Source organism: Grimontia sp. SpTr1 (assembly GCF_947387585.1).
Taxonomy (GTDB): Bacteria; Pseudomonadota; Gammaproteobacteria; order Enterobacterales; family Vibrionaceae; genus Enterovibrio; species Enterovibrio indicus.
In genome coordinates, this window is sequence record NZ_CANDOD010000009.1 from 122,665 (window position 1) to 147,755 (window position 25,091).

27 protein-coding genes are annotated in these 25,091 nt (G+C 51.0%); 14 read left to right on the forward strand and 13 right to left on the reverse strand.

The features are described from left to right. Positions 1 to 54 precede the first annotated feature (54 nt). Positions 55 to 1,110 carry a glycosyltransferase family 9 protein gene (locus QL223_RS14165; protein ID WP_281545097.1) on the forward strand — a complete coding sequence of 352 codons (1,056 nt, stop codon included), beginning with the start codon at positions 55 to 57 and terminating at the stop codon, positions 1,108 to 1,110. After that, on the forward strand, positions 1,107 to 1,889 hold the full coding sequence (locus QL223_RS14170) for a glycosyltransferase family 2 protein (RefSeq protein WP_002535326.1): 783 nt from the start codon (positions 1,107 to 1,109) through the stop codon (positions 1,887 to 1,889). The genes QL223_RS14165 and QL223_RS14170 overlap by 4 nt, the downstream gene beginning before the upstream one ends. Here the strand turns inward: QL223_RS14170 and QL223_RS14175 are convergent. Then, positions 1,882 to 2,919 (reverse strand): glycosyltransferase family 9 protein, encoded by a 1,038-nt coding sequence (locus tag QL223_RS14175; protein ID WP_281545098.1) that lies wholly within the window; start codon positions 2,917 to 2,919, stop codon positions 1,882 to 1,884. The genes QL223_RS14170 and QL223_RS14175 overlap by 8 nt on opposite strands. 185 nt (positions 2,920 to 3,104) lie before the next feature. Between QL223_RS14175 and coaD the strand changes: the two genes are divergently transcribed. Continuing rightward, entirely contained in the window at positions 3,105 to 3,599 is a 495-nt protein-coding gene (gene coaD, locus QL223_RS14180; RefSeq protein ID WP_281545099.1) for a pantetheine-phosphate adenylyltransferase, read from the forward strand. Between the two features lie 30 nt (positions 3,600 to 3,629). On the opposite strand, the gene mutM is transcribed toward coaD, so the two are convergent. From mutM to radC, 5 genes are all read right to left on the reverse strand, one after another. Further along, positions 3,630 to 4,439: a bifunctional DNA-formamidopyrimidine glycosylase/DNA-(apurinic or apyrimidinic site) lyase gene (mutM, locus tag QL223_RS14185; protein ID WP_281545100.1), complete on the reverse strand. Its 810-nt coding sequence runs from the start codon at positions 4,437 to 4,439 to the stop codon at positions 3,630 to 3,632. Positions 4,440 to 4,443: 4 nt separating this feature from the next. Continuing rightward, positions 4,444 to 4,950: a hypothetical protein gene (locus tag QL223_RS14190; protein WP_281545101.1), complete on the reverse strand. Its 507-nt coding sequence runs from the start codon at positions 4,948 to 4,950 to the stop codon at positions 4,444 to 4,446. A 378-nt stretch (positions 4,951 to 5,328) separates the two neighbouring features. Continuing rightward, entirely contained in the window at positions 5,329 to 5,496 is a 168-nt protein-coding gene (gene rpmG, locus QL223_RS14195; protein WP_002535344.1) for a 50S ribosomal protein L33, read from the reverse strand. Positions 5,497 to 5,509: 13 nt separating this feature from the next. Further along, positions 5,510 to 5,746, reverse strand: a complete 237-nt coding sequence (gene rpmB, locus QL223_RS14200; RefSeq protein WP_002535345.1) for a 50S ribosomal protein L28 — start codon at positions 5,744 to 5,746, stop codon at positions 5,510 to 5,512. A gap of 287 nt (positions 5,747 to 6,033) precedes the next feature. After that, complete coding sequence (radC, locus tag QL223_RS14205) at positions 6,034 to 6,708, reverse strand: DNA repair protein RadC (RefSeq protein ID WP_002535346.1); 675 nt, start codon at positions 6,706 to 6,708, stop codon at positions 6,034 to 6,036. 224 nt (positions 6,709 to 6,932) lie between these two features. Between radC and coaBC the strand changes: the two genes are divergently transcribed. The 3 genes from coaBC (at position 6,933) to slmA (ending at position 9,430) form a co-directional block, all read left to right on the forward strand. Beyond that, on the forward strand, positions 6,933 to 8,156 hold the full coding sequence (coaBC, locus tag QL223_RS14210) for a bifunctional phosphopantothenoylcysteine decarboxylase/phosphopantothenate--cysteine ligase CoaBC (RefSeq protein WP_281545102.1): 1,224 nt from the start codon (positions 6,933 to 6,935) through the stop codon (positions 8,154 to 8,156). 19 nt (positions 8,157 to 8,175) lie between these two features. Next, positions 8,176 to 8,631 (forward strand): dUTP diphosphatase, encoded by a 456-nt coding sequence (gene dut / locus QL223_RS14215; RefSeq protein ID WP_002535348.1) that lies wholly within the window; start codon positions 8,176 to 8,178, stop codon positions 8,629 to 8,631. 208 nt (positions 8,632 to 8,839) lie between these two features. Beyond that, the gene (gene slmA, locus QL223_RS14220; RefSeq protein WP_002535349.1) at positions 8,840 to 9,430 is read left to right on the forward strand and encodes a nucleoid occlusion factor SlmA; all 591 of its coding nucleotides are present in this window, start codon (positions 8,840 to 8,842) and stop codon (positions 9,428 to 9,430) included. A 227-nt stretch (positions 9,431 to 9,657) separates the two neighbouring features. On the opposite strand, the gene pyrE is transcribed toward slmA, so the two are convergent. Further along, positions 9,658 to 10,299: an orotate phosphoribosyltransferase gene (gene pyrE / locus QL223_RS14225; protein ID WP_002535351.1), complete on the reverse strand. Its 642-nt coding sequence runs from the start codon at positions 10,297 to 10,299 to the stop codon at positions 9,658 to 9,660. A gap of 111 nt (positions 10,300 to 10,410) precedes the next feature. Beyond that, on the reverse strand, positions 10,411 to 11,127 hold the full coding sequence (gene rph, locus QL223_RS14230; protein WP_002535353.1) for a ribonuclease PH: 717 nt from the start codon (positions 11,125 to 11,127) through the stop codon (positions 10,411 to 10,413). Between the two features lie 180 nt (positions 11,128 to 11,307). Here rph and QL223_RS14235 point away from each other — a divergent pair, with 180 nt between their 5' ends. The 6 genes from QL223_RS14235 to recG all read left to right on the forward strand — a co-directional run bounded on the left by QL223_RS14235 (position 11,308) and on the right by recG (position 18,331). Then, entirely contained in the window at positions 11,308 to 12,171 is an 864-nt protein-coding gene (locus QL223_RS14235) for a YicC/YloC family endoribonuclease (protein ID WP_002535354.1), read from the forward strand. Between the two features lie 154 nt (positions 12,172 to 12,325). Continuing rightward, complete coding sequence (gene gmk, locus QL223_RS14240; RefSeq protein WP_039849438.1) at positions 12,326 to 12,946, forward strand: guanylate kinase; 621 nt, start codon at positions 12,326 to 12,328, stop codon at positions 12,944 to 12,946. 94 nt (positions 12,947 to 13,040) lie between these two features. Further along, positions 13,041 to 13,316: a DNA-directed RNA polymerase subunit omega gene (gene rpoZ, locus QL223_RS14245; protein ID WP_002535357.1), complete on the forward strand. Its 276-nt coding sequence runs from the start codon at positions 13,041 to 13,043 to the stop codon at positions 13,314 to 13,316. Between the two features lie 24 nt (positions 13,317 to 13,340). After that, a complete protein-coding gene (spoT, locus tag QL223_RS14250; protein ID WP_002535359.1) occupies positions 13,341 to 15,449 on the forward strand; it encodes a bifunctional GTP diphosphokinase/guanosine-3',5'-bis pyrophosphate 3'-pyrophosphohydrolase in 2,109 nt (702 codons plus the stop codon). A 69-nt stretch (positions 15,450 to 15,518) separates the two neighbouring features. Then, a complete protein-coding gene (gene trmH, locus QL223_RS14255; RefSeq protein WP_039849439.1) occupies positions 15,519 to 16,211 on the forward strand; it encodes a tRNA (guanosine(18)-2'-O)-methyltransferase TrmH in 693 nt (230 codons plus the stop codon). A 38-nt stretch (positions 16,212 to 16,249) separates the two neighbouring features. Then, positions 16,250 to 18,331 carry an ATP-dependent DNA helicase RecG gene (recG, locus tag QL223_RS14260; RefSeq protein WP_281545103.1) on the forward strand — a complete coding sequence of 694 codons (2,082 nt, stop codon included), beginning with the start codon at positions 16,250 to 16,252 and terminating at the stop codon, positions 18,329 to 18,331. Between the two features lie 47 nt (positions 18,332 to 18,378). Here recG and QL223_RS14265 read toward each other — a convergent pair whose 3' ends face one another. The 3 genes from QL223_RS14265 to ompR form a co-directional block, all read right to left on the reverse strand. Then, the gene (locus tag QL223_RS14265; protein ID WP_002535365.1) at positions 18,379 to 18,750 is read right to left on the reverse strand and encodes a GntR family transcriptional regulator; all 372 of its coding nucleotides are present in this window, start codon (positions 18,748 to 18,750) and stop codon (positions 18,379 to 18,381) included. 139 nt (positions 18,751 to 18,889) lie between these two features. Next, the gene (gene envZ / locus QL223_RS14270; RefSeq protein ID WP_281545104.1) at positions 18,890 to 20,233 is read right to left on the reverse strand and encodes a two-component system sensor histidine kinase EnvZ; all 1,344 of its coding nucleotides are present in this window, start codon (positions 20,231 to 20,233) and stop codon (positions 18,890 to 18,892) included. A gap of 3 nt (positions 20,234 to 20,236) precedes the next feature. Next, positions 20,237 to 20,953 (reverse strand): two-component system response regulator OmpR, encoded by a 717-nt coding sequence (gene ompR, locus QL223_RS14275; protein WP_281545105.1) that lies wholly within the window; start codon positions 20,951 to 20,953, stop codon positions 20,237 to 20,239. A gap of 242 nt (positions 20,954 to 21,195) precedes the next feature. On the opposite strand from ompR, the gene greB reads away from it, so the two are divergent. Together greB and QL223_RS14285 are read left to right on the forward strand one after the other, a co-directional pair. Continuing rightward, a complete protein-coding gene (gene greB / locus QL223_RS14280) occupies positions 21,196 to 21,681 on the forward strand; it encodes a transcription elongation factor GreB (RefSeq protein WP_039849440.1) in 486 nt (161 codons plus the stop codon). A gap of 38 nt (positions 21,682 to 21,719) precedes the next feature. Beyond that, positions 21,720 to 24,059, forward strand: a complete 2,340-nt coding sequence (locus tag QL223_RS14285; RefSeq protein WP_281545106.1) for a Tex family protein — start codon at positions 21,720 to 21,722, stop codon at positions 24,057 to 24,059. 65 nt (positions 24,060 to 24,124) lie between these two features. Here QL223_RS14285 and QL223_RS14290 read toward each other — a convergent pair whose 3' ends face one another. Further along, a complete protein-coding gene (locus QL223_RS14290) occupies positions 24,125 to 24,598 on the reverse strand; it encodes a hypothetical protein (RefSeq protein ID WP_063856923.1) in 474 nt (157 codons plus the stop codon). A 97-nt stretch (positions 24,599 to 24,695) separates the two neighbouring features. Further along, the gene (locus QL223_RS14295) at positions 24,696 to 25,028 is read right to left on the reverse strand and encodes a hypothetical protein (protein WP_002535374.1); all 333 of its coding nucleotides are present in this window, start codon (positions 25,026 to 25,028) and stop codon (positions 24,696 to 24,698) included. Positions 25,029 to 25,091 lie beyond the last annotated feature (63 nt).

Here is a 25,091-nt window from a genome sequence, read left to right on the forward strand (position 1 = left end):
ATTGCAGATCGGCAACTGCATAATTTCAGTCAAGATAACCACATAAGCAGCATCATGGCCCTTTTTTCCACCGCACCTCAGTCCCTTTGTGTCCTTCGTCTTTCAGCGATTGGTGATGTATGCAACGCAATGGCTGCTGTTCAAGCCATTCAATCTCAATGGCCCGATACCAAAATCACCTGGATAGCGGGTAAAGCAGAGGCCGCTTTGCTAACGCCTCTTTTACCGAGTGTCACTGTTATTGCCTTTGATAAGAAGCAGGGATTCAAGGGAATGAAAGCGGTGTGGCAATCGCTGAAAGGGCAAAAATTTGATGCGCTTCTGCACATGCAAAGCGCCATTCGTGCCAGCTTGCTTTCAGTCGGCATCAAAGCCAAATACCGACTCGGTTTCGACAAAGTAAGAGCTAGCGACCTTCAATCCTTATTTACCAATGTCAAAGTGCCATCACCCCAATCGCTTCATGTTCTTGACGGCTTTATGGCTTTTACTGAAGCGCTGGGGATCCAGCCCCAAACGCCAACATGGTCATTACCCATTGCGGATGAGGACCTCACTTGGGCAGAAGGCCAAATGAATGGAAAGCCTACCCTTGTGGTCGCGCCTGCGGCCAGCAAAGCATTCAAAAACTGGACAGCAGAAGGCTACGCGGGGGTCATCGAGCATGCATTACGCAAGGGTTTTGACGTTATCCTCGTAGGTGGCCCTGGAAAAATTGAAGTTGAGTTAGGTCAGGCGATTGAACGCCAGCTATCGCAACCCGTAAAAAACCTCATTGGCAAAACCACCCTGCTCCAACTACTGGCACTCGAAAAGCACGCTTCGTTGGTACTGGCACCCGACAGTGGCCCAGCTCACCTTGCCAATGCCGTCGGTACACCAGTGATTGGGCTTTATGCCCATCACAACCCAGCCCGAACCGGCCCCTATAACTGGCGACACTATGTGGTCAGTGCTTATGCCGAAGCTATTGAAGCGGAGGCGGGTAAAACTGTCGACGAAGTTTCCTGGCGCACCAGAGTGAAAGACGAGGACGCCATGCAACGCATTACGATTGAGTCGGTGATAGCTCGATTCGATGAAGTCACCGAGAAAGAGGAACTGCTATGAGCCAGGCTCAGCGCGCCACCATCAGCGCGATTATCATCACCAAAAACGAAGAGCAGATATTGCCTGAATGCCTCGCTTCTCTTGATTGGGTGGACGAAATCATTGTTGTCGATTCTGGCAGCACAGATAACACCGTAGCCATTGCAGAAGCCGCGGGCGCTAAGGTGTTCGTGAACGCTGAGTGGCCAGGATTTGGTAAGCAAAAGCAGCTTGCACAAAGCCACGCCACCAAAGATTGGGTGCTTGCGATTGATGCGGACGAAGTGATCACTGAAGAGCTTAAAAACAGCATTCTTGGCGTACTTGCCAACCCACCGCAGAAAACGCTATTTATTCTTCGTCGTACGACGTGGGTCTTTGGCAGATTCCTCAAACACTCTGGCTGGTACGACAAAATTGTACGCCTATATCCTCGCGAGCTAACTGGCTACAACGACGCACTGGTACACGAGAAAATCATTGAGCCTGAAGGCTCCACCAAGCAGACGCTTAATGGTGATATGTTGCATTACTCTTATCGGGATCTGCACCAGTATCTGGTGAAGTCTGCATTCTATGCCAAGTCTTGGGCAGACGGACGTCAGGCACGGGGAAAGAAAAGCAGTATCAGCCAAGGGATTCTTCATGCACTGGGATGTTTCCTGAAGATGTATGTGCTTAAACGTGGTTTCTTGGATGGCAAGCAGGGTTTTTTAATTGCGGTGCTTTCAGCGCACTCCACCTTTGTGAAGTACGCCGATTTATGGATTAGGGCTAACGACAGCCGCGCCGCTAAATAACGCGCCCCAAGAAATTCTTTACGTCTGGCAGAATGGCTTCGATTGCAACCTTAGACATGTCTGCCGCCTCTTCCTTGTCTTTCGCTGCTGGCGGAGCAAACGCAATATGGCGCCCTTCACTGTTGATTGGCTTCCAGCGAAGGGGTGTGGCGCTGCGTTTAGCAGGGAAAAAGCCAATGGTTGGGACATCAACCGTCGCTGCTATGTGCAAAGGCCCGGTTGAGCCCGCAATAAATGCACTTGCACACGCGATGGATTGGGTGAAATCCTGCAAGCCATCGTTCTTGTCATAGACGACAGCGTGAACCGACTTTTCCGCTAGCAGGGATTGCAGTTCCGCTGCTTTCTCTTCTTCCCCTGGCCCCGCGGTAAGCACCACTTCAATCTCTTTATCTGAGGCAACACCAACGACTAAATCTGTGTACTGCGCCAATGACAGGTTATTCGCTGAGCCACCACTCCCTGCATGCACATACAGCCAAGGTTTATCGAGATTCAGTCCCAACACAGAAGAAAGCTTCTGTTTTTGGGCAGACAACGTTTCGCCATCAAAAGAGAGATAAGGTGCACTGACTTCTTTGACCTCAACGTCCAGCTTTGCGAGGAAAGCACGCGCGAGATCAAGATTGTATTCAAACTCAGGTTTAGCTGATTGTGAGCGACGCTGCTTCACGCGGTGATTGTAAAGAAACTGCGATATTTTCGTCGCTGGTGCCAATCGGAAAGGTATTCCCGCTTTCCAAACCAGAGTCGCATTGTAGCTGTCTGAAAAAAAACAAATTGAAGCGTCAAATAGCTCAGCTTTCAACTGGCTGATAAGCGCTTTCTTGTTCAGCTTATCCGCTTTCTTACCGCAATCTACCAGTACCTTATCAATCGAAGGACAAAGCTCAGCCAACGCTTTGGTGTAGGGCGGTACCAAGGCGGTAATTTCTGCGTCTGGCATAGATTGCTTCAACATGGCAAATGCCGGCCACGCCAACATAAAGTCGCCAATTTTATCGTTTCTGATGACAAGGATTTTTTTCATTATCATTACCCGGTGCCGAATTCACCCATGATCATACCTGATGAGCCGCTTGTCGCTAAGCGTTGGATGAAAAGAAAAAATGTCGGATCTGTTGGTATTTTCATCATCTTGGGTCGTAGTGGGGAATCAAATTCCATGAGTTTTTGATAGCATGTCGCCAGTTTAGAAAATTGCAGGGTACGACTGTGAGCAAGAAAGCCATCACCCGAGTGATCTATCCGGGTACTTTTGATCCGATTACCAATGGCCACGTTGATTTGGTTGAGCGCGCGGCTTCAATGTTTGATGAAGTCGTCGTGGGTATCGCTGCCAGCCCAAGCAAAAAGCCACTATTTGATCTTGAAGAGCGTGTCCAATTGGCAAAAGCGGTAACCGAGCATCTCGACAATGTCAGTGTGGTGGGTTTCTCCGGCCTTTTGGTGGATTTCGCCAAACAATACAACGCGAACATTCTGGTTCGCGGATTGCGTGCAGTCTCCGATTTCGAATATGAGTTTCAGCTAGCGAACATGAACCGCCGTCTGATGCCGGAGCTGGAAAGCGTCTTCCTCACGCCGTCTGAAGAGAACTCATTTATCTCTTCCACGTTGGTGAAAGAGGTAGCACTTCATGGTGGTGACACCAGTGGGTTTGTTCACCCAAAAGTGCTCGAAGCATTGAAATCTCAACTGAAGAAATAGCAACGACAAAGCCCGCATATGCGGGCTTTATTACTTCTGGCACTCAGGGCAAAACACCGTATTTCGCTGCCCTATCTTCACACTCTCAAGCTCTGTGCCACACACCGGACAAGGTTTTCCTTGCTTGCCATACACCAACAACTCTTGCGCAAAGTAGCCAGGCTTACCATCCGCTTGGGTGAAGTCTTTCAGCGTCGTGCCACCTTGTTTGATGGCTGTCGTCAAAACGTCTTTGATGTCAGCCACCAGCGTATTGGCTTCTTCCAGACTAAGCTGCCCTGCTGGACGTTTGGGATGAATTCTAGAGGTGAACAGAGATTCGTTAGCGTAGATGTTCCCTACCCCGACGACGACTGCGTTATCCATAATAAACTGCTTGATGGCCGTGCGTTTCCCTTTTGCCTTATCAAACAGATATTCACCAGTAAACCCGTCAGTGAGTGGCTCGGGACCGAGTTTCTCTAAAGCTGGATGATCACCGCCCTTTTCCTGCCAAAGCCAGGCACCGAACCTGCGAGGATCGTTATAGCGGATCACTTTTCCGTTAGAGAGGTGCAAGTCGACATGATCGTGTTTATCCGGCGCTGTCGCCTGTGGCAACACACGTAAACTGCCGGACATCCCCAAATGCACCAGTGCGTAGCCAATATCGGTTTCCAGTATCAAGTACTTTGCGCGGCGTTTCACTGCACGAATTGTCTGGCCTTCGATATCAAATAAGGTGTCCGGAACAGGCCAACGCAGCTTGGGCTGTCTGACCTCCAATTTGGTGACCACCTGATCCGTCGCATGGGGCTTAATACCCATACGGCTCACTTCAACTTCCGGTAATTCTGGCATCCTGCTAATTCTGGTTGGCGAACGGGAACAGGTAGTTTGGATCAACTGAGACCGCAAGCCAACGGTTTTCCCAGTTTTGAATGAGCCAGAATTGAGGCAATTGATAATAGGTCAGACGTAAAGGCTCAACAGCTTCACCCCTATCCACGACCAAAGTCGCTGGTTCACGAAGACCAGGTTTTAATTTGTCGTAGGTGTCCGTGTCGATGTCTGTGCCAGATAGGTTAATCCATCGGTTTGCCAATTCAGTGGCTGAGATAGAAAGCTTTTTATCGGTTTGCCATGGCATGGCATTGGTGAGGGTAAATTTCGGAAAACGCAGCGCTTTAACTTCCACATCTGATGGCATCAACGCAATGATCCCATCAGGCAATACTTGCTCAACCGGTTGTTCGGCCTCACTTTCTGCCAGCTGGCTTCTGAGGTAGGTTGGCAGGTTTATCAGTGTGATAAATGCCAAAATCCCCAAGATAAGGAAGTTATTGAATGTTCTGCGGGACGGTGTAGCCATCACTCACTCTCAGTGTCATCAGTCGTGACTCAAAGTGTATACCCAAACAACCTGAAAATGCTCGCATTCAGAGGTCATCAATACGTTCAATTCGAGGCAAATTCCGCGAGGAATAGTCATTCTATTTCCGTGGAGTTTAACGAAGAAGTGGGCGCATTGATGGCCTCCCCTCGGGCGAGTTGACTGACGCCGTGCTCTTTGTTGTTCCTTTTTGATGGAGATGACTACACCTACAAAGGAACGCCGCGATCACAACGCCAGTCAATCTCGCTGAATCATGCATCTTCAGGTTGTTTGGGTATATATCCGGAAGTCTCTGATTTACAGATATAAAAAAACCCAGCCAAAGCCGGGTTCTTTATAAGAGGCGAAAACCAATTACTTGATTTTTGCTTCTTTGTACATAACGTGTTGACGAACAACTGGATCAAATTTCTTGATCTCGAACTTGCCCGGCATGTTACGTTTGTTTTTATCAGTAGTGTAGAAGTGACCAGTACCAGCAGATGATACCAGGCGGATCTTCTCGCGAATGCCTTTAGCCATTCTTTAAGTCCTCTTAAACGTTCTCACCACGGGCACGGATATCTGCCAGAACAGTATCGATACCTTTCTTGTCGATGATGCGCATACCTTTAGGGGTAAGGCGCAGTTTAACGAAGCGGTTTTCGCTTTCTACCCAGAAACGATGAGTTTGCAGGTTCGGCAGAAAACGACGCTTGGTGGCGTTATTAGCGTGAGAGCGGTTGTTACCAACTACAGGACGCTTGCCAGTTACTTGGCATACTCGTGACATGAATGTCTCTCCAAATCGTTTCAGCTCGATATCAACCTTGTCCGCCAGTCCTGCAAACAAGGTCAGGCTCTACGTCAAGGCTATCAAAGGTGGCGCATTATACTAACTGTCTTTCCATTGCTCAAGTCCCGAGCAGATCCTTTTGACAGTTTTTGATCGTTTTTTAGCAACCTAGGTGACGTTGACCTGAGGTAAACCTCACTCACCCCCAGAAAAAACGCCATGTTAGCGGCTTTCTACCGAATTAGAGAAAAGGTGTTAAAGACGACCAGAGTACCGAAATACCCTTAAATCCAACCACGTTCGGCGAAGGATACCACGTCCCCGTCCCCAATCACCATATGGTCGAGCAAACGAATGTCCACTAAAGCCAATGCATCACCGATTCTGTTGGTGATATGACGGTCTGCTGTGCTGGGTTCAGCGATACCTGAAGGGTGATTATGCGCGAGAATCACTGCATTGGCGCCTACATCAAGACAACGTTTAACCACTTCTCTCGGATAAACATTGGCAGCATTGATTGTACCTTCAAACAAAATCTCGTCTTTTATAGGGCGATTTTGATTATCAAGGTACAGCACGAGAAAGGCTTCCCTTGGGCGGTCACGAAGTTTGCAGGAAAGGTATCTGGCGGTATGTGACGGACTGGAAAGTGCATCTTCCCTCGCCAATGTTTCACCTAGGTGACGTTTGCTAAGCTCCAACACAGCTTGAAGTTGGGCATATTTCGCTGAACCCAGCCCTTTGCGTTCACTGAATTGTTTAAGTTCAGCCTGCATTAACCCTCTCAGTGAACCAAAGTCCTCCAAAAGGTAGCTAGCGAGTTCAATCGCATTCATGCCCTTTACGCCGGTGCGCAAGAAAATGGCAAGAAGCTCTGCATTGGTGAGAGACTCTGGGCCTCTCGCCAACAACTTCTCTCGGGGACGGCACTCTTCAGGCAAGTTTTTCAGGGACATGACATTCTCAGGAAAAGAAAACCCCGAGCGTCGCTTTCACCTTAAAAACCGTCAACATCATCATCAAAACGCTGCGATAGACTTACAAACTCGGCAAGTTTGAGTGGCTACATATTTACATTTCGAACGTGAATAATATCGCTTTCACATTCGTCGAGCGTAACAGGCGCTTTCCCGGTCTTTTGTGTTATCTTTCCTCTCATTATCCTTTGGCTACATTAGTTATGGCTCAGAAAATCACTCAGACCCTTTCGGGCAAACGGATTGTTTTAGGTATCGGTGGCGGTATTGCGGCTTATAAATGTGCAGACCTGACGCGTCGCTTGATTGAACGTGGCGCTGACGTTCGCATTGTCATGACTCACGCAGCGAAAGAATTTATCACCCCGCTGACCATGCAGGCAGTCTCTGGCCACCCTGTGTCTGACAGCTTGCTAGACCCTGCTGCTGAAGCCTCAATGGGTCATATCGAAATCGCCAAATGGGCAGATTTGGTATTGCTAGCACCCGCCACTGCTGACCTAATTGCCCGTGTGGCGGCAGGCATGGGCAATGATCTTCTGACGACACTTTGCTTGGCAACAGATGCACCAGTAGCTGTTGCACCCGCCATGAACCAGCAAATGTATCGCGCGGTTGCCACGCAAGAAAATCTCGCGACGTTGAAACGACGCGGCCACCCAATTTGGGGGCCAGCAAGCGGTGAACAGGCCTGTGGTGATATTGGTCCAGGTCGCATGCTAGAGCCAATGCAGTTGGTCGGACTGGTTGAAGACTGCTTCGCCGACGGCGATCTCTCCGGCACTTCTTTTCTCATTACCGCAGGGCCAACCCGTGAAGCCATTGACCCGGTGCGTTACCTCACCAATCACAGCTCAGGGAAAATGGGCTATGCGATCGCAGAAGCGGCCGCTAAACGGGGCGCAAGTGTCACTCTAGTCAGTGGCCCAGTGAACCTGCCAACGCCAAATGGCGTTAACCGAGTGAATGTCGAAAGCGCGCAAGAGATGCATGACGCGGTTCACGCCCACGCTCCTAAACATCACATTTTCATCGCCTGTGCGGCGGTCGCTGATTTCAGACCTGCCAATGTGGCCGACCAGAAGATGAAAAAGAAAGATGGCGAAGATGACATGACGATCACACTGGTAAAAAACCCTGACATCGTCGCTTCTGTTGCTTCACTGAAAGAGAGTCGCCCGTTTACCGTCGGCTTTGCAGCTGAAACTCAGGATGTAGAGCAGTACGCACGCGGTAAACTTCAGAAGAAGAATCTGGACTTGATTTGTGCCAATGATGTCTCTCAGGAAGGGCAAGGCTTTAACAGCGACAAAAACGCGTTACACCTTTATTGGCCGAAAGGTGACAAGGCACTGCCATTGGCAAGTAAATCTGAGATTGGCAACCAGCTTGTCAGCGAAATCACGGCACTTTACACCAACAAATAACACTCAGCGGAAATAGGTTATGAAACAAATTGATTTAAAAATTCTCGACCCACGCGTCGGTAACGAATTCCCACTTCCTGCATACGCGACAGAAGGCTCCGCAGGTCTGGACCTTCGCGCCGTGCTGGATGCACCGCTGACACTGGAGCCGGGCCAAACGGAACTTCTGCCAACGGGTCTTGCTATCCACATTGCTGACCCTTCACTGGCAGCCACCATTCTTCCACGTTCAGGTCTTGGCCATAAACACGGCATCGTTCTGGGCAACCTGGTAGGCCTCATCGATTCAGATTATCAAGGCCAGCTCATGGTTTCTTGCTGGAACCGAGGCAACACAACCTTTACCATTGAGCCAGGTGAGCGTATTGCGCAACTGGTTTTTGTGCCAGTTGTACAAGCCCAGTTCAACATTGTTGAAGACTTCGACGCGACCGAGCGTGGTGCCGGAGGATTTGGACACTCTGGTACAAAATAACAGCGTTAACCCGGTGAAATATCTGAAAAATGCCACAGAAGTGTGGCGTTTTTTATGCCGCATTCACGGTTTCGGGAATTACTGTAGGCTTCACCTGCAATCAAGGTGCATTATTCTTTTAATACAGAGAGGCCGTCGTTAATATAGCGGCTCTTCAGCCTAGATTTCGGGTCAGTGACCCCAAGAACAATAAAGGAACCATCTATTCATGGCTGGCCAAAAAAAGCAGAATCGCAGAGAGGAAATCCTCCAGGCCCTGGCTCAAATGCTGGAGTCCAATCAGGGCAGTCAACGCATTACCACCGCCAAACTTGCCGCGCAGGTAGGCGTTTCTGAAGCCGCGCTATATCGCCATTTCCCAAGTAAAGCACGCATGTTCGAAGGCTTGATTGAGTTTATCGAAGAGTCACTGATCACCCGTATCAACCGCATCCAAAGTGATGAAAAAGATACGATGACCCGTTTACGCTTGATCCTTCAATTGCTATTAGTTTTCGGAGAGCGTAATCCGGGGCTGACACGCATCATGACCGGACATGCCTTGATGTTTGAGCAGGATAGACTGCAAGGTCGCATCAATCAGCTGTTTGAAAAAATCGAGAGCCAACTGCGTCAGGTACTGCGCGAGCGCCGTCTTCGTGAAGGTAAAGGTTTCCCGGTTGATGAGAATGTACTGGCAGCTCAGCTTCTCGGTCAGGTAGAAGGTAGCCTCAACCGCTTCGTGCGTTCAAACTTCAAATATGCGCCGACTGCGGAGTTTGACCAATACTGGCAACTGTTGAGTGCGCAGCTGAACTGATCGACGACGGAAAGACACAAAAAAAGGCTGCATGATGCAGCCTTTTTGTTTTCTTCAAGACTGATTATACCAATCACAGTAGGTAGGTGATCAGAAATAGCGTAGGAAAAATGCTCGAGAACAAGGCGAAAAATTTCGATAAGTAGTTATTCTACAATCAAATTTTTCAACGCAGTTATCGAGAATTTTAACAAGCTAGGATGAGCAGATATTTACTACGATTGGTATTAAATACCGTATTCCGCGCGATATGCTTTTACTGCATCCAATTGTTCTGGGTTACCGCCCTGCTCTTCCAAATACGTCACCAGATCGCCAAGGCTGATAATAGAAACCACCTGACAGCCAAAGTCACGCTCGACTTCCTGAATGGCAGAAAGCTCGCCTTTACCGCGTTCTTGACGGTCAATTGCCACCAATACTCCGGCCAGATCAGCACCGTTCGCCTGAATGATTTCCATCGACTCGCGAATCGCTGTACCTGCAGTGATCACGTCATCCACCAGCATCACACGGCCTTCCAGCGCGCTACCCACCAGATTTCCACCTTCACCGTGATCTTTGGCTTCTTTGCGGTTAAAGCAGTAAGGCGTATCCACATCGTGATGTTCAGCCAGCGCTACCGCTGTGGTGGTCGCAATCGGAATACCTTTGTACGCGGGACCAAACAGCAGATCGTATTCGATGCCTGCATCAACCAACGCTTCGGCATAGAAACGGCCCAGACGCGCCAAATCCCTGCCTGTATTGAACAGACCGGCATTAAAGAAGTAAGGGCTCTTACGACCCGACTTCAAAGTGAATTCACCAAACTTCAATACTTCTTTTTCCAATGCAAATTCGATGAACTGACGCTGATAGGCTTTCATTTTCTCTCCTGTCGAACAAAAGTCGGCTAGCTTGCCGGTTTTACCTGAGGCACATCCGCCTCACTCAAAATTAGGTAAAAAAAAGCGGCTCCAATAGAAGCCGCTTTCTCATCAATCAATTAACGATGCTTTCTGAATCGCTACAATGTCCTGAATACCTTTGGTTGCCAGAGACAACATGGCATTAAGCTCATCGGCAGTGAACGGTTCCGCTTCTGCAGTACCCTGCACTTCAATCATGCGGCCATCTTCCAGCATCACCACGTTCATATCCGTGTCTGCTGCCGAGTCTTCCACGTATTCCAAATCGCAGATTGGCGTACCTTCAAAGATACCCACAGAAACTGCTGCGACATGACCTTTCATTGGGTTCTCTGCCAGCTTACCTTCGCTAACCAGCTTGTTCAGCGCATCGGCCATCGCCACACTTGCGCCAGTAATCGATGCAGTGCGGGTACCACCGTCAGCCTGAATAACATCACAGTCAACGGTGATGGTGAAATCGCCCAGCTTTTCAAGATTCACGGCAGCGCGCAGGCTGCGGGCGATCAAGCGTTGGATTTCCATAGTGCGGCCGCCTTGCTTGCCGTTTGCCGCTTCACGACGGTTACGGGTGTGGGTCGCACGTGGCAGCATGCCGTACTCAGCGGTGACCCAGCCTTGTCCTTTCCCTTTCAGAAAGCGTGGCACGCCTTCTTCAACGCTTGCGGTACAGATAACTTTGGTATCACCAAACGCCACCAGCACAGAACCTTCCGCATGGGCGGTAAAATGACGGGTAATTGTGACTGGACGAATTTGACCAACTTCTCTGCCGCTAGGACGCATAGGACTCACCTGTTTATAAATGCTGAATTTCGTTAACCGGCGATTATAACGGCTTCACCTTTTGCACGCTAATACAAAGCGGTCTTGTCTGCTTTTTTCTTCTGTTTCCCGTCATGCTGCTGACATAAAAGGCAGCGACTGCGTATAATCATCACAACTTTCATCAATGAGTGAACTTCAATGATCCACAGTATGACTGCCTACGCCCGTCGGGAAATCAAGGGCACATGGGGCACAGCCGTTTGGGAAATCCGCTCGGTTAACCAACGTTACCTCGAAACCTATATCCGCATGCCAGAGCAGTTCCGTGGCCTTGAACCAATCATTCGTGAACGATTTCGTTCCCGTCTTGCCCGCGGCAAGGTGGAATGCAACTTGCGCTTTGAAGCCAATCAGTCAGCTAACACTGAACTTAAAATCAATGAAGAGTTGGCTAAACAGGTGATTCACGCGGCGAAGTGGATCAAAGAAATGTCCGGCGAGGGCAATATTGGTCCTTTCCAAGTACTGCAGTGGCCGGGTGTGATGGAAACCCCAGAGCAGGACATGGACGTGATCAACAAAGCCTTGCTGGAAGGTTTCGACAAAACTGTTGATGACTTTATCGCTGCACGTGCCAGCGAAGGCGACAACATGAAAGCGCTGATTGAGCAGCGTCTGGAAGGCATTGCCGCAGAAGTGGTGAAAGTACGCGCGAAAATGCCGGAAATCCTGCAATGGCAACGTGAACGTCTCCTGACCAAGTTGGAAGAAGCGAAAGTCGAACTGGACGCCAACCGCGTGGAGCAGGAAATCATCTTGCTGGCTCAGAAATCGGATGTCGCGGAAGAGCTGGACCGCCTTGACTCTCACGTATCGGAAACCAAGAAAATTCTGAAAAAAGGAGGCGCTTGTGGTCGTCGTCTGGACTTCATGATGCAGGAATTCAACCGCGAGTCGAACACGCTGGCTTCAAAATCCATCAGCACCGACATCACCGCTTCTGGCGTCGAACTGAAAGTGCTGATCGAGCAGATGCGCGAGCAAATCCAAAATATCGAATAATCGATACGAAAAGCTGAAAAGCCCGGTCTTTGTGCCGGGCTTTTTGTTCCCGCTTTAGGTTGCTGCCATTATTGAGTTATCCTAAAAGTGGAATTCAATTTTTGCGCGGGTCATGGTACCCTGCGCGCCCTTTAACCTCACAGTGATCAAGACCATGAGCCAAGGTACGCTTTACATCGTTTCAGCGCCAAGTGGTGCCGGTAAATCAAGCCTGATTTCGGCATTGCTGAAAGACAATCCTCGTTACGACATGAAAGTGTCTGTTTCTCACACCACCCGTGCATCTCGTCCGGGCGAAGAGAACGGTGTTCACTACCATTTCGTCTCTGTTGAGGACTTTAAAGCGCTGATCGAACAAGAAGCCTTCCTGGAATACGCCGAAGTATTCGGTAATTTCTATGGCACATCACGCCTGTGGATTGAAGAAATGCTGTCAAAAGGTGTCGATATCTTTCTCGACATCGACTGGCAAGGCGCTCAGCAAATTCGCGAGAAAATGCCGAATGCAAAAAGCATCTTCATTCTGCCGCCAAGCCGTGAAGAGCTTGAGCGCCGCCTGAATGCGCGCGGTCAGGATTCTGATGAGGTCATCGCAAAACGCATGGAAGAAGCCCGTTCTGAGATCTCTCACTATAACGAGTATGATTACGTTATCGTGAACGATGATTTCGATGTGGCTCTGATGGACATCAAAGCCATCCTTCGCGCCGAGCGAATGAAGCAAGACAAGCAATACAGCCGTCACCACGACATGATCGACAGGTTGTTGGACTAATAAGCATCGCTATTGAAAGATGTTTGTTGTTTAGGTCAGTTCGCTTTTGTATAATTTTCGGTCATTTTGATTTTATTACTTACTGGAGTTCTTCATGGCACGCGTAACCGTTCAAGACGCTGTTGAAAAAATTGGCAACCGCTTCGATCTAGTATTGGTAGCAGCTCGTCGCGCACGCCAAATGCAAACTGGTGGTAAAGACTCACTGGTTCAGGAAGAGAACGATAAGCAAACTGTTATCGCTCTGCGTGAAATTGAGGAAGGCCTGATCACTAAAGAGATCCTGGATGCACGTGAGCGCCAAGAGCAGCAAGAACAAGAAGCTGCAGAAATGGCTGCTGTAAGCACCATCACAGGTACTCTTCGCTAATTTAACTTCAGGGAAACAGGCAGATTGTATCTCTTCGATAGCCTGAAAGAAGTCGCAGCACAATACTTGCCGGAGTCGCACTTAGAGGCACTCCGGCAAGCGTATTTGGTCGCGCGAGATGCCCACGAAGGGCAAACCCGCTCAAGCGGGGAACCATACATCATCCACCCTATCGCCGTTGCCCGTATTCTTGCGGAGATGCGCCTCGATCACGAAACCTTGATGGCAGCGCTGCTGCATGACGTGATTGAAGACACTGACGTTACCAAAGAAGACCTGCAACAACGTTTTGGCGATACCGTCGCCGATCTGGTAGATGGCGTCTCCAAGCTCGATAAGCTCAAATTCCGCGACCGTCAGGAAGCGCAGGCGGAGAACTTCCGCAAAATGATCATGGCCATGGCCCATGACATCCGCGTAATCCTCATCAAACTCGCTGACCGCACGCACAACATGCGTACATTGGGTGCATTGCGTCCAGACAAACGTCGCCGCATTGCCCGCGAAACCCTCGAGATTTTCTCGCCACTGGCGCACCGTCTGGGTATCCACAACATCAAAGTGGAACTGGAAGAACTTGGCTTTGAAGCCCTCTATCCAACCCGGTACCGCGTGTTGCGCGAAGTGGTGATTCATGCCCGCGGCAATCGCAAAGAGATGATCCAGAAAATCCACGCCGAAATTGAAGGCCGCCTCCAGGATGCGGGTATCAATGCCAAGGTGTTGGGTCGTGAGAAGAACCTCTACTCCATCTACAACAAGATGAAGAACAAGGAGCAACGCTTCCACACCATCATGGACCTCTATGCCTTCCGCGTGATTGTCGATTCGGTGGATACCTGTTATCGCGTGCTGGGGCAAATGCACAATCTGTATAAGCCACGCCCGGGCCGCATGAAAGACTACATCGCGGTACCGAAAGCCAACGGCTACCAATCGCTTCATACCTCCATGATCGGCCCTCACGGTGTCCCTGTTGAAGTACAAATCCGTACCGAAGACATGGATCAGATGGCGGACAAAGGTGTTGCGGCTCACTGGGCATACAAAGACGGTGCAGACCGTGCTGGCGGCGGTGGTACCACCGCGCAGGTGCGCGCGCAACGTTGGATGCAAAGCCTGCTGGAACTTCAGCAAAGTGCAGGTAGCTCGTTTGAATTTATCGAGAGCGTGAAATCAGACTTATTCCCGGACGAGTTGTTCGTGTTTACGCCGAAAGGCCGCATTGTTGAAATGCCTGTTGGCGCAACCGCTGTGGACTTCGCTTATGCCGTGCATACGGACGTCGGTAACTCTTGCGTCGGCGCGAGGGTGAACCGTCAGTCTTATCCACTCAGTCAACCGCTGAAAAACGGCCAGACCATAGAGATCATCACAGCCCCTGGCGCGCGTCCAAACGCGGCGTGGCTCAACTATGTGGTGACTTCCCGTGCGCGTACCAAGATTCGTCAGGTACTGAAAACCAAGCGTCGCGAAGAGTCTGTAATTCTGGGTCGCCGTCTTCTGAACCACGCCCTTGGCGAGAAGAATATTCAGGACATCGAGCTAGAAAACATCGACAAGGTCTTGCACGATCTCAAGCTCGAAAGCGAGGAAGATCTGCTGGCAGACATCGGTGCCGGCGAGCTGATGAGCGTGGTGATTGCCAAACGTCTGCTTGGTGATGCTGACAGCCTGGAAGAGCAAGGTGGATGCCTGCCAATCCGTGGCGCTGAAGGTATCTTGCTGACTTACGCGAACTGTTGCCGTCCTATTCCGGGCGATCACATCGTCGGACACGTCAGCCCAGGTAAAGGGTTGGTCATTCACCGTGAAGAATGTGCCAACATCCGCGGTTATAGTCAGGAGCCAGACAAATATATGTCTGTCGAATGGGGTGATGACATTGATCAGGACTTTGCGACCGCACTGCGCGTTGACATGCTCAACCACCAGGGCGCACTGGCCGATTTGACCAACACCATTGCCGCAACAGGCTCTAACATTCAGGGTTTGACGACGGAAGAGCGTGATGGCCGTCTGTATACGATTTACGTGAAACTCACGACTCATAACCGTGTCCATCTGGCAAATATCATGCGCCGTATCCGTATCATGCCGAATGTGGTGAAAGTCAGTCGTCAGAAAAACTGATTTAAAACCCAGGCACCAAACACAAACGCCCGCCCTTTGCGGGCGTTTTTATAAACGAGAAAAAACACCATGACACCAGAACGTTTTGCACGCATCCATGGAGTGTTGGCCACCCGCCAGCCGGACCTTACTGTGTGCATGGAAGAAGTCCATAAGCCCAACAACATCTCCGCCATTATCCGCACTGCGGATGCTGTCGGTGTCCATCAGGTTCATGCCGTCTGGCCGAAAGACAGCAAAATGCGCGCATTGGGCGGCACCTCTGCAGGTGCACGAAACTGGGTGGACGTTGTCACCCATGACAACACACCAGAGGCGTTTGAAACCCTGAAAGCTAAAGGCATGCAGATACTGGTGACCAACCTGTCTGATACCGCCGTTGATTTCCGTGAGATTGATTACACCAAACCGACCGCCATCGTGATGGGTCAGGAAAAGACCGGCATCAGCAAGCAAGCGCTTGAATTGGCTGATCAAGACATCATCATTCCCATGATAGGTATGGTACAGTCACTGAATGTCTCGGTCGCCAGCGCGCTGATTTTGTATGAAGCGCAGCGCCAACGCCAAAACGCAGGCATGTACCAGCGTACACGCACTTTGATCCCACAAGCGGAAGTTGACCGCATCATCTTCGAGCGTGGTCATCCTGTGTTGGCAAAAGTCGCAAAGCGTAAAGGCCTGCCTTACCCAGATTTAGATGAAGAGGGCCAAATCGTTGCCGATGAAGCCTGGTGGGCCAAGATGCAGGCAGCAAAATAAACCTGCAATCGTATTGATTTAGGAGAGATGAACACATCATGCGCGCGTCAATGTTGGATGCCGTTCCCGTTACCTCGCTGACCGGAGTCGGCGGCAAAATGGCAGAGAAGCTGGAAAAGCTGGGGCTTTTCACGGTGCAGGATCTGCTATTCCATCTCCCCTACCGCTATGAAGACCGCACCCGCATCTGGCCTATCATGAGCCTGATGCCGGGCCAGCATGCCACCGTTGAAGGTGAAGTGGTTAGCAACAATACTGTCTTTGGGCGTCGCCGTATGCTGACGGTGAAAATCACAGACGGTAATGGCTCGCTCACGCTGCGTTTTTTCAACTTCAATGCGGCAATGAAAAACAGCCTTGAACAGGGCAAACGCGTCAAAGCTTACGGCGAAATCAAACGCGGTCAGGGTGGCCTTGAGATCATCCATCCTGAATACAAAGTCTTCTCCGAACCCACTGAGCTTTCACTGGAAGAAACCCTGACACCAGTTTACCCGACCACAGAAGGCCTTCGTCAGCTGACGCTCAGAAACCTGACCGATCAGGCGCTTGAGTTGCTCGAAGGTGCTGCGGTGCAGGAACTCTTGCCGGAAGGCTTATACGACAGGCAAATCACCCTGCGTGACGCCCTGAAAATCCTGCATCGTCCGACACCGGATATTTCGGTGACCCAGTTGGAGAAGGGTGAACACCCTGCTCAGAAGCGCCTCATCCTCGAAGAACTGTTAGCGCAGAACCTCTCGATGCTCGCGGTTCGCAGCAAGTTACAGCAAGATCCGACATTTTCGCTGCCGCCTTCCACCGAGTTAAAGCCAAAACTTTTGGAATCCTTGCCATTTACGCCAACGGGCGCGCAATCACGCGTGGTGGCTGATATCGAACGCGATATGGGATTGGAAAAGCCCATGATGCGTCTGGTACAGGGTGATGTGGGCTCAGGCAAAACCTTAGTGGCTGCACTCGCTGCATTGCAGGTGATTGAGCAAGGCTATCAGGTTGCTTTGATGGCACCGACTGAACTCCTTGCTGAGCAGCATTCGATTAACTTTGCCAATTGGCTGGAGCCTTTAGGCATTTCCGTTGGTTGGCTTGCGGGCAAACTGGCAGGCAAAGCCAAAGAAGCAGAGCTTGCCAAAATTGCCAGCGGCGAAGCCAAAATGGTAGTGGGCACCCACGCCCTTTTCCAAAAGCATGTCGAGTTCGACAAGCTTGCGCTCGTCATCATCGATGAACAGCATCGATTTGGTGTCCACCAGCGCCTTGAGCTTCGTGAGAAAGGGATGAAGCAAGGCATTCATCCCCACCAGCTCATCATGACTGCGACGCCTATTCCACGCACGCTGGCGATGACCGCCTATGCCGATCTCGACACCTCCATAATCGACGAGCTGCCACCGGGACGCACACCGATTCAAACCGTTGCCGTGCCGGATACCCGACGTATCGACATCATCAACCGTGTCCACGCGTCCTGTTTGGAAGAAGGACGTCAGGCTTACTGGGTGTGTACCTTAATTGATGAGTCTGAGGTGTTAGAAGCGCAAGCTGCTGCAGAAACGGCCGATGATTTGGCACGTGCCCTGCCCGATCTAAAAATCGGCCTGGTACATGGCAGGATGAAAGCGGCAGAAAAGCAGGAAGTGATGCAGGCGTTTAAATCCGGTGAGCTTCATCTTTTGGTCGCCACTACCGTGATAGAAGTCGGCGTGGATGTGCCAAACGCCAGTCTGATGATCATCGAAAACCCAGAGCGTCTCGGTCTGGCGCAACTTCACCAGCTTCGTGGCCGTGTCGGACGTGGTTCCGTCGCCAGCCACTGTGTACTTTTGTATCATGCCCCGCTATCAAAGACCGCTACACAGCGCTTAGGCGTGTTGCGTGAAAGCAGCGATGGTTTTGTGATTGCCCAGCGCGATCTGGAAATTCGTGGTCCAGGTGAGCTCTTGGGTACCAAACAAACGGGGATGGCAGAGTTTAAGATTGCCGATTTGGTCCGCGATCAGAAACTCATCCCTGAAGTGCAGAAACTCGCGTTGTATCTGCACCAAAACTATCCGGACAACGCCAAAGCCATTATCACCCGCTGGCTTGGTAACAACGACAAGTACAGCAACGCATAAAAAAAGGGCGGATATCCGCCCTTTCTTCATTCAACCAGTGTTGCTAATCAGTCTTCCCAATACTGCATCACCAGCGCCATCACTTCTGATTTGCTGTAACCCACTTCCCGGGCATCATCAATCAGCGCTTTCAGGGTGGGCTCTATAAATCCAAAGCGGTCTTCCATCCGGCCCTGCAGCCCTTGCCGCGCGACAATCATGCCCACACCGCGTTTACGTTCTAACCAGCCTTCTTCTTCCATGTTTTGGTAGCAACGTGAAATCGTCATCGGATTGATATTCAACTCTGCCGCTAACTTTCTGACAGAAGTCAGCTTCTCCCCAGGGATGAGCGTCCCAGCAACAATCTGACGCTGAATTTGCGTCATCAGTTGTTTGAACTTCGGGGACGGATCCTGCGGGTCGATGACTATCTTCATGTTTCATCTCTGCTGTATCGGCACTGTATTACAGTATTAGCAGATGATTCAAAAATGAGACAAGTTTATGAGTGGATTTTCATATCTAAAAATAAAAAACGCGGATTCAGGCTCCGCGTTTTTCTCGGTAAAGATGCTTTTAACGCCGCTTTCTCGGCTGGCGTTTAGCCACTGGCAAGACAATCTGCGCCCGCAAGCCGCCCTGTGAGCGCTGGCTGAGTTTTAGCGTACCGTTATGCTGCTCAGTAATACGCTTGACGATGGCAAGTCCAAGGCCAGTGCCTTCACTGCCCCGCGCGGTGTCGCCACGGGTAAAGGGCTGTAATACTGTGTCAATCTGATCGGCTGCGATACCCGGTCCATTATCTTCCACCGCAATCCACTGATGTCGACGGTCGGCAGACGTACCGGTACTGATTTTGACCCAACCGCCACCATAGCGCACTGCATTCACCACCAAGTTAGTCACCGCACGGCGGATAGCCACTTCGTTAGCATCTAGCTTTCCAACCAGCTCGCCTTTAGATACTTCAAGCTCATGCCCTGTTGCACCATCAGCGACAGACACATCTTCGGCCACCACATTCAGGTCAATCTCTGTCATGTCCTGAAGCTGAACCGAACGCAAGTAATCCATGAACTGGTTGATGATTTCATTACACTCTTCAGTGTCTTTAATCATGCTCTCAGCCAGATAACTGTCTTCCGGCGACATCATTTCAGTCGCCAGACGAATCCGGGTCAACGGCGTACGGAGATCATGACTGACACCTGCCATCAGCAGTGCCCTGTCTTCCTCCAGTTTGCGAATGCCTTCGCTCATCTGATTAAACGCTTTCGTCACCGCACGGATATCTGATGCACCTCGTTCCGGCAAGGGCTCGGGGAATTTGCCGTGTCCCACATCCTGCGCCGCACGTTCCAGTGCCGCCAATGGTCGGTTCTGCACCTTAATAAACATCCAGCCGCCCCCGATCACCAGTAAGGCGATAAACATGGAATAGAAAAACAGGGGTTGGAAGTCATCCTGATGCAGCTCAGACAGCGGTATCCGCATTACGTAACCGGGGAACGCCTCACTTTCCAGCCAGAGCACATAGTTCTTCGACTCCAGGCTGATACGCGCTTCCGTCGGGGCACCGAGCTTCTCAGACATGTCCGCACTGAGATAATCCACTGACGCGGCGTTCTCAAACTCCTCCATCATCGCTGGCTCATCGTCATCGTGCATGGTGACGCCAAGCTTCTCGAGTAACTGGCGACGTAACAGTTCATCCATGTGATAAACCTTGCCGTTCGATAACAGCAAATCGTCATCCAGCATGACTTCGATTTCATGAGCGAGGATTTTGTTGAACTGTTTGATGCTTGGCAGCAGGGCGTAGTTGAGGATGGTAAGGTAAGAGAAGATCTGGCTGGCAATCAGAAGGCCAGCCAGCACCACGAGCGTACGAGCAAAGTTACTGCGTGGAGAGAAGCGCATTAATTAGGCTTCTCCGTCCGGTACGAACACATAGCCCAGACCCCAAACGGTCTGAATATAGCGAGGTTTGCTTGGATCTTCTTCAACCATGCGGCGAAGACGCGAGATTTGAACGTCAATCGAACGCTCCATCGCGGAGTACTCACGACCACGAGCCATGTTCATCAGTTTGTCGCGGGACATCGGCTCACGGGCATTGGTCACCAATGCCTTCAGCACGGCAAACTCGCCGGAAGTCAGAGTCAATGGCTCGTCATTACGGAACATTTCACGAGTGCCCAAATTCAGGCGGAACTGGCCAAACTCGACAATTTTTTCTTCACTGGAAGGCGCACCCGGTGCTTCTACCGTCTGACGACGAAGCACTGCACGAATACGTGCCAGCAGTTCACGTGGGTTGAAGGGTTTCGGCAGGTAATCGTCAGCACCCACTTCCAGACCCACGATGCGGTCAATTTCGTCGCCTTTTGCCGTCAGCATCAGGATCGGCAATTGGTTGTTCGCCTGACGCAGGCGGCGGCAGATAGAGAGGCCATCTTCACCCGGCAACATCAGGTCCAACACCATCAGGTGAAAGTTCTCACGAGAGAGCAAACGGTCCATTTGCTCGGCATTCGCCACACTGCGCACCTGAAAACCTTGCTCAGACAAGTAACGCTCGAGCAGCGAGCGAAGACGCATATCGTCGTCAACAACCAGGATCTTATGATTATCTTGCATGACTTACCTTTCTCTCCGTGTGGTGGAAATGCCACCAACAATATTAAAGTCTGACACTGATATAAAACATCAGAGTAACGTCCTGTGGGAAGAAAAACTGTTACCAGTTGTAACCCCGCCCCAGAAAATTGAATGCGAAATTCGTGCCTCAGCTTAACGTTGCCGGGTAGCTTCGCTTTAATCATGGCAGCAAAGCGGTTATAACTCTTGCCGGAAAACGAAACAATCGCTCGGAAAGCAGAATGAAAAAAACCGATTTGGTCACCCGGGAAGGCTACAACAAACTCAAACAAGAGCTCGATTACCTCTGGAAAGAGCGCCGCCCGGAAATCACCAAGATTGTCTCTTGGGCCGCCAGTCTTGGCGACCGTTCAGAGAACGCGGACTACACCTACAATAAGCGCTTGCTGCGCGAGATAGACCGCCGCGTCCGCTACCTCCGAAAACGTCTCGAAATCCTGCGCGTGGTCGATTATAGCCCTCAACAGGACGGTAAGGTGTTTTTCGGTGCCTGGGTCGATATCGAAAACGAAGATGGCGACACTCTCTCCTTCCGCATTGTCGGTCCCGACGAAATTTATGGCCGGAAAGACTACATTTCTATCGACAGCCCTATGGCGCGCGCTTTGATTAAAAAAGAAGTGGATGACGAAGCGGTGGTGACTACACCGGAAGGCCCGAAAGTCTGGTACGTCAACAGTATCCGCTACCAGCAAGACGAACACTAAGGTGACGCTGCGGCGTGACAATAAATCTAAGGAACACCATGACAACTTCAATCTACCAACAGATCGCGACGGAACTGAATGTACGCGATGCACAGGTTATTGCGGCAGTAAACCTGCTGGATGACGGCAATACCGTCCCCTTTATTGCCCGTTACCGTAAGGAAGTGACCAACGGCCTTGACGACACCCAGTTGCGTAACCTTGAATCCCGCTTGGGTTATCTACGTGAGTTGGAAGAGCGCCGCCAGGTGATTCTGAAATCGATTGATGAGCAAGGCAAACTGTCCGACGCACTGAAAAAAGACATTCTGGATGCAGACAGTAAAAACCGTCTTGAAGACTTGTACCTGCCTTATAAACCCAAGCGCCGTACCAAAGGTCAAATCGCGATTGAAGCCGGCATTGAACCACTGGCGACTCTGCTGTGGGAACAGCCAGACCACGATCCAGAAACCGAAGCGGCGAAATACTTAAACGCAGATGCTGGCTTTGCTGATACCAAAGCAGTGCTCGACGGCGCCCGTGCGATTTTGATGGAGCAATTTGCCGAAGATGCCGCACTCTTGGATAAAATCCGCCGTCATCTGAACCAAAGCGCGGAAATTCAAGCCCGCGTGGTGGCAGGTAAAGAGGAAGAAGGCGCGAAGTTTAAAGACTACTTCGCTCATGATGAATTGCTCAGCAAGGTACCTTCGCACCGCGCGCTCGCCATGTTCCGCGGCCGCAATGAAGGGATTTTGCAACTGTCACTGAATGCCGATCCGGGTCAGAATGAAAAATCCACTGGCTCATATTGTGAAACCATCATCAGTAACCACTATGGCGTGACCATTGGCGCTGCAGCCGCTGACCGCTGGCGTAAGCAGGTCGTGAGCTTCGCATGGCGTATCAAGATTTTGATGCACATGGAAACCGAGCTGATGGGCAACCTACGTGAGATGGCAGAAACTGACGCTATCAAAGTCTTCGCCGATAACCTGAAAGACTTGCTGATGGCCGCACCTGCGGGCCCGCGTTGCACCTTGGGTATCGACCCTGGTCTTCGCACCGGTTGTAAAGTCGCGGTGATCGACAACACCGGTAAGCTTTTGGATACCGCCACCATCTATCCAACGCCGCCACAAAACAAAATTGCAGAATCTGCACGCGTGGTGATGGCACTGGTGAAAAAGCACAATGTGGATTTGATTGCGATTGGTAACGGCACAGCTTCACGTGAAACCGACGCCTTTGTGGCTGGCATGCTGAAAGATGCGGGTGAGAAAATCCAAACCGTGATGGTCAGTGAAGCCGGTGCGTCGGTTTACTCCGCCTCTGAACTTGCCGCGACTGAATTCCCGGGGCTTGATGTGTCGCTGCGTGGCGCGGTTTCTATCGCCCGTCGTCTGCAAGACCCACTCGCTGAGCTGGTGAAAATCGACCCGAAATCTATCGGTGTGGGCCAATACCAGCATGATGTTAGCCAAAGCCAGCTTGCCAAGCGTCTGGACGCGGTCGTGGAAGACTGTGTAAACGCCGTCGGTGTCGACGTAAACAGTGCCTCGGCAGCGCTATTGACCCGCGTCGCAGGCCTATCTACCACCATGGCAGCCAACATTGTGGCCTTCCGCGACGAAAATGGCCGCTTTGAAGATCGCAAAACCCTGCTGAAAGTGCCGCGTCTTGGCCCGAAAGCCTTTGAACAGTGTGCGGGCTTCCTTCGTGTCATGAAGGGTAAAAACCCACTGGATGGTTCTTCCGTTCACCCTGAGGCTTATCCTGTCGTGAAACGTATTGCCGAGAAATCCGGTAAAGGCGTTGATGCCATGATTGGCAACCATGACTTCCTGCGTGCGCTCAAAGCAGCAGACTACGCTGACGATACCTTTGGTATCCCGACCGTAACCGACATCCTGGCAGAACTGGCAAAACCTGGCCGCGACCCGCGCCCAGAGTTTAAGACCGCCACCTTTGCCGATGGCGTCAATGAAGTGAAAGATCTGATCCCGGGTATGGTGTTGGAAGGCGTGATCACCAACGTGACTAACTTCGGCGCTTTTGTTGATGTCGGCGTACATCAGGACGGTCTGGTACATATCTCTGCGCTGTCAGATAAGTTCATTTCCGACCCACGTGAAGTCGTCAAAGCCGGCGATGTGGTGAAAGTGAAGGTGATGGAAGTGGATCTGCAGCGTAAGCGTATTGGTCTTTCAATGCGCCTGAGTGATGAGCCGGGTTCGGATAACAAACCTGCCCGCGAATCACGCCCTCGCCATCAGGAACGTAGCTTTAGCGGGAATAACCGCAATGACAACAACCGCCGTGATAACCGTGGCGGTCAGCAGTCGGGTTTCGGTGGCGCATTTGCCGATGCCTTTGCCAAAGCAAAGCGTAACTGATCGCCGAGAAACCAAAAACAGCGCCAAAAAGGCGCTGTCTTTGTATCTGCTTGCTTCGCTCACCGTCAAATCACGATCAGCACTTCTGATGGGATATTCGCGGCTGACGATTGCTGATAGCGCATGGCAACCACCGCGCCTGTGCGTTGAGAAGCTTTCAGCTCGTCGATTTTATCCAGGATCTCTTTCGGCAGCTTGATGCGCATAGCATAGCCGTTTTCGTTTTGCGGCACATACGAACCGCTGGAAAGCATGTTGGTCAACTGGCTTAGGGTTTCATGTGCAGCGAAACCACCACCATTGAACTGCCTTGGGTTTTGTTCCAGATCGGCGTAATCGGGGTGTTCAGAAGGATCCCAGGATGGGTTCTTCAGTTGTTTCTCTTCAGAGAGTACGGGTTTTTCTTCGGCAGTGGCATTTGCCTGACTGGGTGGGACAATTTTTTCGCGCACGCGATTTTCCCGCGCAACTTGCTCCGTTGGCGGGTTTACTGACGGTACGACAGCAGGGATGCTGACGTTAGCGGGCGAAATGTTCATGTCAATGTTGTCTCCCAACACCGACCGAAGGCGCGTCGCCTGTGAGCATAGGCGGGGAAATCCCCGCGAATGCGCGTGCTATATCTCTATAGCGAAACTAGACCAATATTGCGATCAGTCCGCCAATGGTACCCAGTGCAGAAAGCACCTGACCGGCGGAATACGCAGCATCGTCGTTGCTTTTCACTTCTTCAGGGTGGTCCATGCCAAGCGCCCCGTAGGTGAAAGACTCAACTTTAGACGAAGTGTTCGTGCCTTCGGCTTCCGTTGCTTTGTTAACAGTCTTACCGTCCGACACTTCCTTCGCGACCTGCTCGTAAGACTGCTTGGCACCCTCGGCTGCCTGCGCCTCATTGCCCTTTGCCGCCTGATTTGGCTGCATAGGCTTGGCGTAAGCATGCTGAGAATACCCAACGTTACCTATATTCATTATGGTCTCTCCTGATGCCATAGCAAGTAACTTGATTAAAGTATCGGCAGCTACAGATTAAAA

What these genes read in the sequence shown, in the direction of transcription:
- rpoZ (WP_002535357.1), top strand. Translation starts at nt 13,041, where the DNA reads ATGGCACGCGTAACCGTTCAAGACGCTGTTGAAAAAATTGGCAACCGC.
- trmH (WP_039849439.1), top strand. Translation starts at nt 15,519, where the DNA reads ATGACACCAGAACGTTTTGCACGCATCCATGGAGTGTTGGCCACCCGC.
- radC (WP_002535346.1), bottom strand. Translation starts at nt 6,708, where the DNA reads ATGTCCCTGAAAAACTTGCCTGAAGAGTGCCGTCCCCGAGAGAAGTTG.
- QL223_RS14175 (WP_281545098.1), bottom strand. Translation starts at nt 2,919, where the DNA reads ATGAAAAAAATCCTTGTCATCAGAAACGATAAAATTGGCGACTTTATG.
- greB (WP_039849440.1), top strand. Translation starts at nt 21,196, where the DNA reads ATGAAAAAAACCGATTTGGTCACCCGGGAAGGCTACAACAAACTCAAA.
- gmk (WP_039849438.1), top strand. Translation starts at nt 12,326, where the DNA reads ATGAGCCAAGGTACGCTTTACATCGTTTCAGCGCCAAGTGGTGCCGGT.
- rpmB (WP_002535345.1), bottom strand. Translation starts at nt 5,746, where the DNA reads ATGTCACGAGTATGCCAAGTAACTGGCAAGCGTCCTGTAGTTGGTAAC.
- QL223_RS14235 (WP_002535354.1), top strand. Translation starts at nt 11,308, where the DNA reads ATGATCCACAGTATGACTGCCTACGCCCGTCGGGAAATCAAGGGCACA.
- slmA (WP_002535349.1), top strand. Translation starts at nt 8,840, where the DNA reads ATGGCTGGCCAAAAAAAGCAGAATCGCAGAGAGGAAATCCTCCAGGCC.
- mutM (WP_281545100.1), bottom strand. Translation starts at nt 4,439, where the DNA reads ATGCCAGAATTACCGGAAGTTGAAGTGAGCCGTATGGGTATTAAGCCC.
- dut (WP_002535348.1), top strand. Translation starts at nt 8,176, where the DNA reads ATGAAACAAATTGATTTAAAAATTCTCGACCCACGCGTCGGTAACGAA.
- QL223_RS14190 (WP_281545101.1), bottom strand. Translation starts at nt 4,950, where the DNA reads ATGGCTACACCGTCCCGCAGAACATTCAATAACTTCCTTATCTTGGGG.
- QL223_RS14165 (WP_281545097.1), top strand. Translation starts at nt 55, where the DNA reads ATGGCCCTTTTTTCCACCGCACCTCAGTCCCTTTGTGTCCTTCGTCTT.
- QL223_RS14170 (WP_002535326.1), top strand. Translation starts at nt 1,107, where the DNA reads ATGAGCCAGGCTCAGCGCGCCACCATCAGCGCGATTATCATCACCAAA.
- QL223_RS14285 (WP_281545106.1), top strand. Translation starts at nt 21,720, where the DNA reads ATGACAACTTCAATCTACCAACAGATCGCGACGGAACTGAATGTACGC.
- rpmG (WP_002535344.1), bottom strand. Translation starts at nt 5,496, where the DNA reads ATGGCTAAAGGCATTCGCGAGAAGATCCGCCTGGTATCATCTGCTGGT.
- envZ (WP_281545104.1), bottom strand. Translation starts at nt 20,233, where the DNA reads ATGCGCTTCTCTCCACGCAGTAACTTTGCTCGTACGCTCGTGGTGCTG.
- QL223_RS14295 (WP_002535374.1), bottom strand. Translation starts at nt 25,028, where the DNA reads ATGAATATAGGTAACGTTGGGTATTCTCAGCATGCTTACGCCAAGCCT.
- recG (WP_281545103.1), top strand. Translation starts at nt 16,250, where the DNA reads ATGCGCGCGTCAATGTTGGATGCCGTTCCCGTTACCTCGCTGACCGGA.
- pyrE (WP_002535351.1), bottom strand. Translation starts at nt 10,299, where the DNA reads ATGAAAGCCTATCAGCGTCAGTTCATCGAATTTGCATTGGAAAAAGAA.
- coaBC (WP_281545102.1), top strand. Translation starts at nt 6,933, where the DNA reads ATGGCTCAGAAAATCACTCAGACCCTTTCGGGCAAACGGATTGTTTTA.
- QL223_RS14290 (WP_063856923.1), bottom strand. Translation starts at nt 24,598, where the DNA reads ATGAACATTTCGCCCGCTAACGTCAGCATCCCTGCTGTCGTACCGTCA.
- ompR (WP_281545105.1), bottom strand. Translation starts at nt 20,953, where the DNA reads ATGCAAGATAATCATAAGATCCTGGTTGTTGACGACGATATGCGTCTT.
- rph (WP_002535353.1), bottom strand. Translation starts at nt 11,127, where the DNA reads ATGCGTCCTAGCGGCAGAGAAGTTGGTCAAATTCGTCCAGTCACAATT.
- QL223_RS14265 (WP_002535365.1), bottom strand. Translation starts at nt 18,750, where the DNA reads ATGAAGATAGTCATCGACCCGCAGGATCCGTCCCCGAAGTTCAAACAA.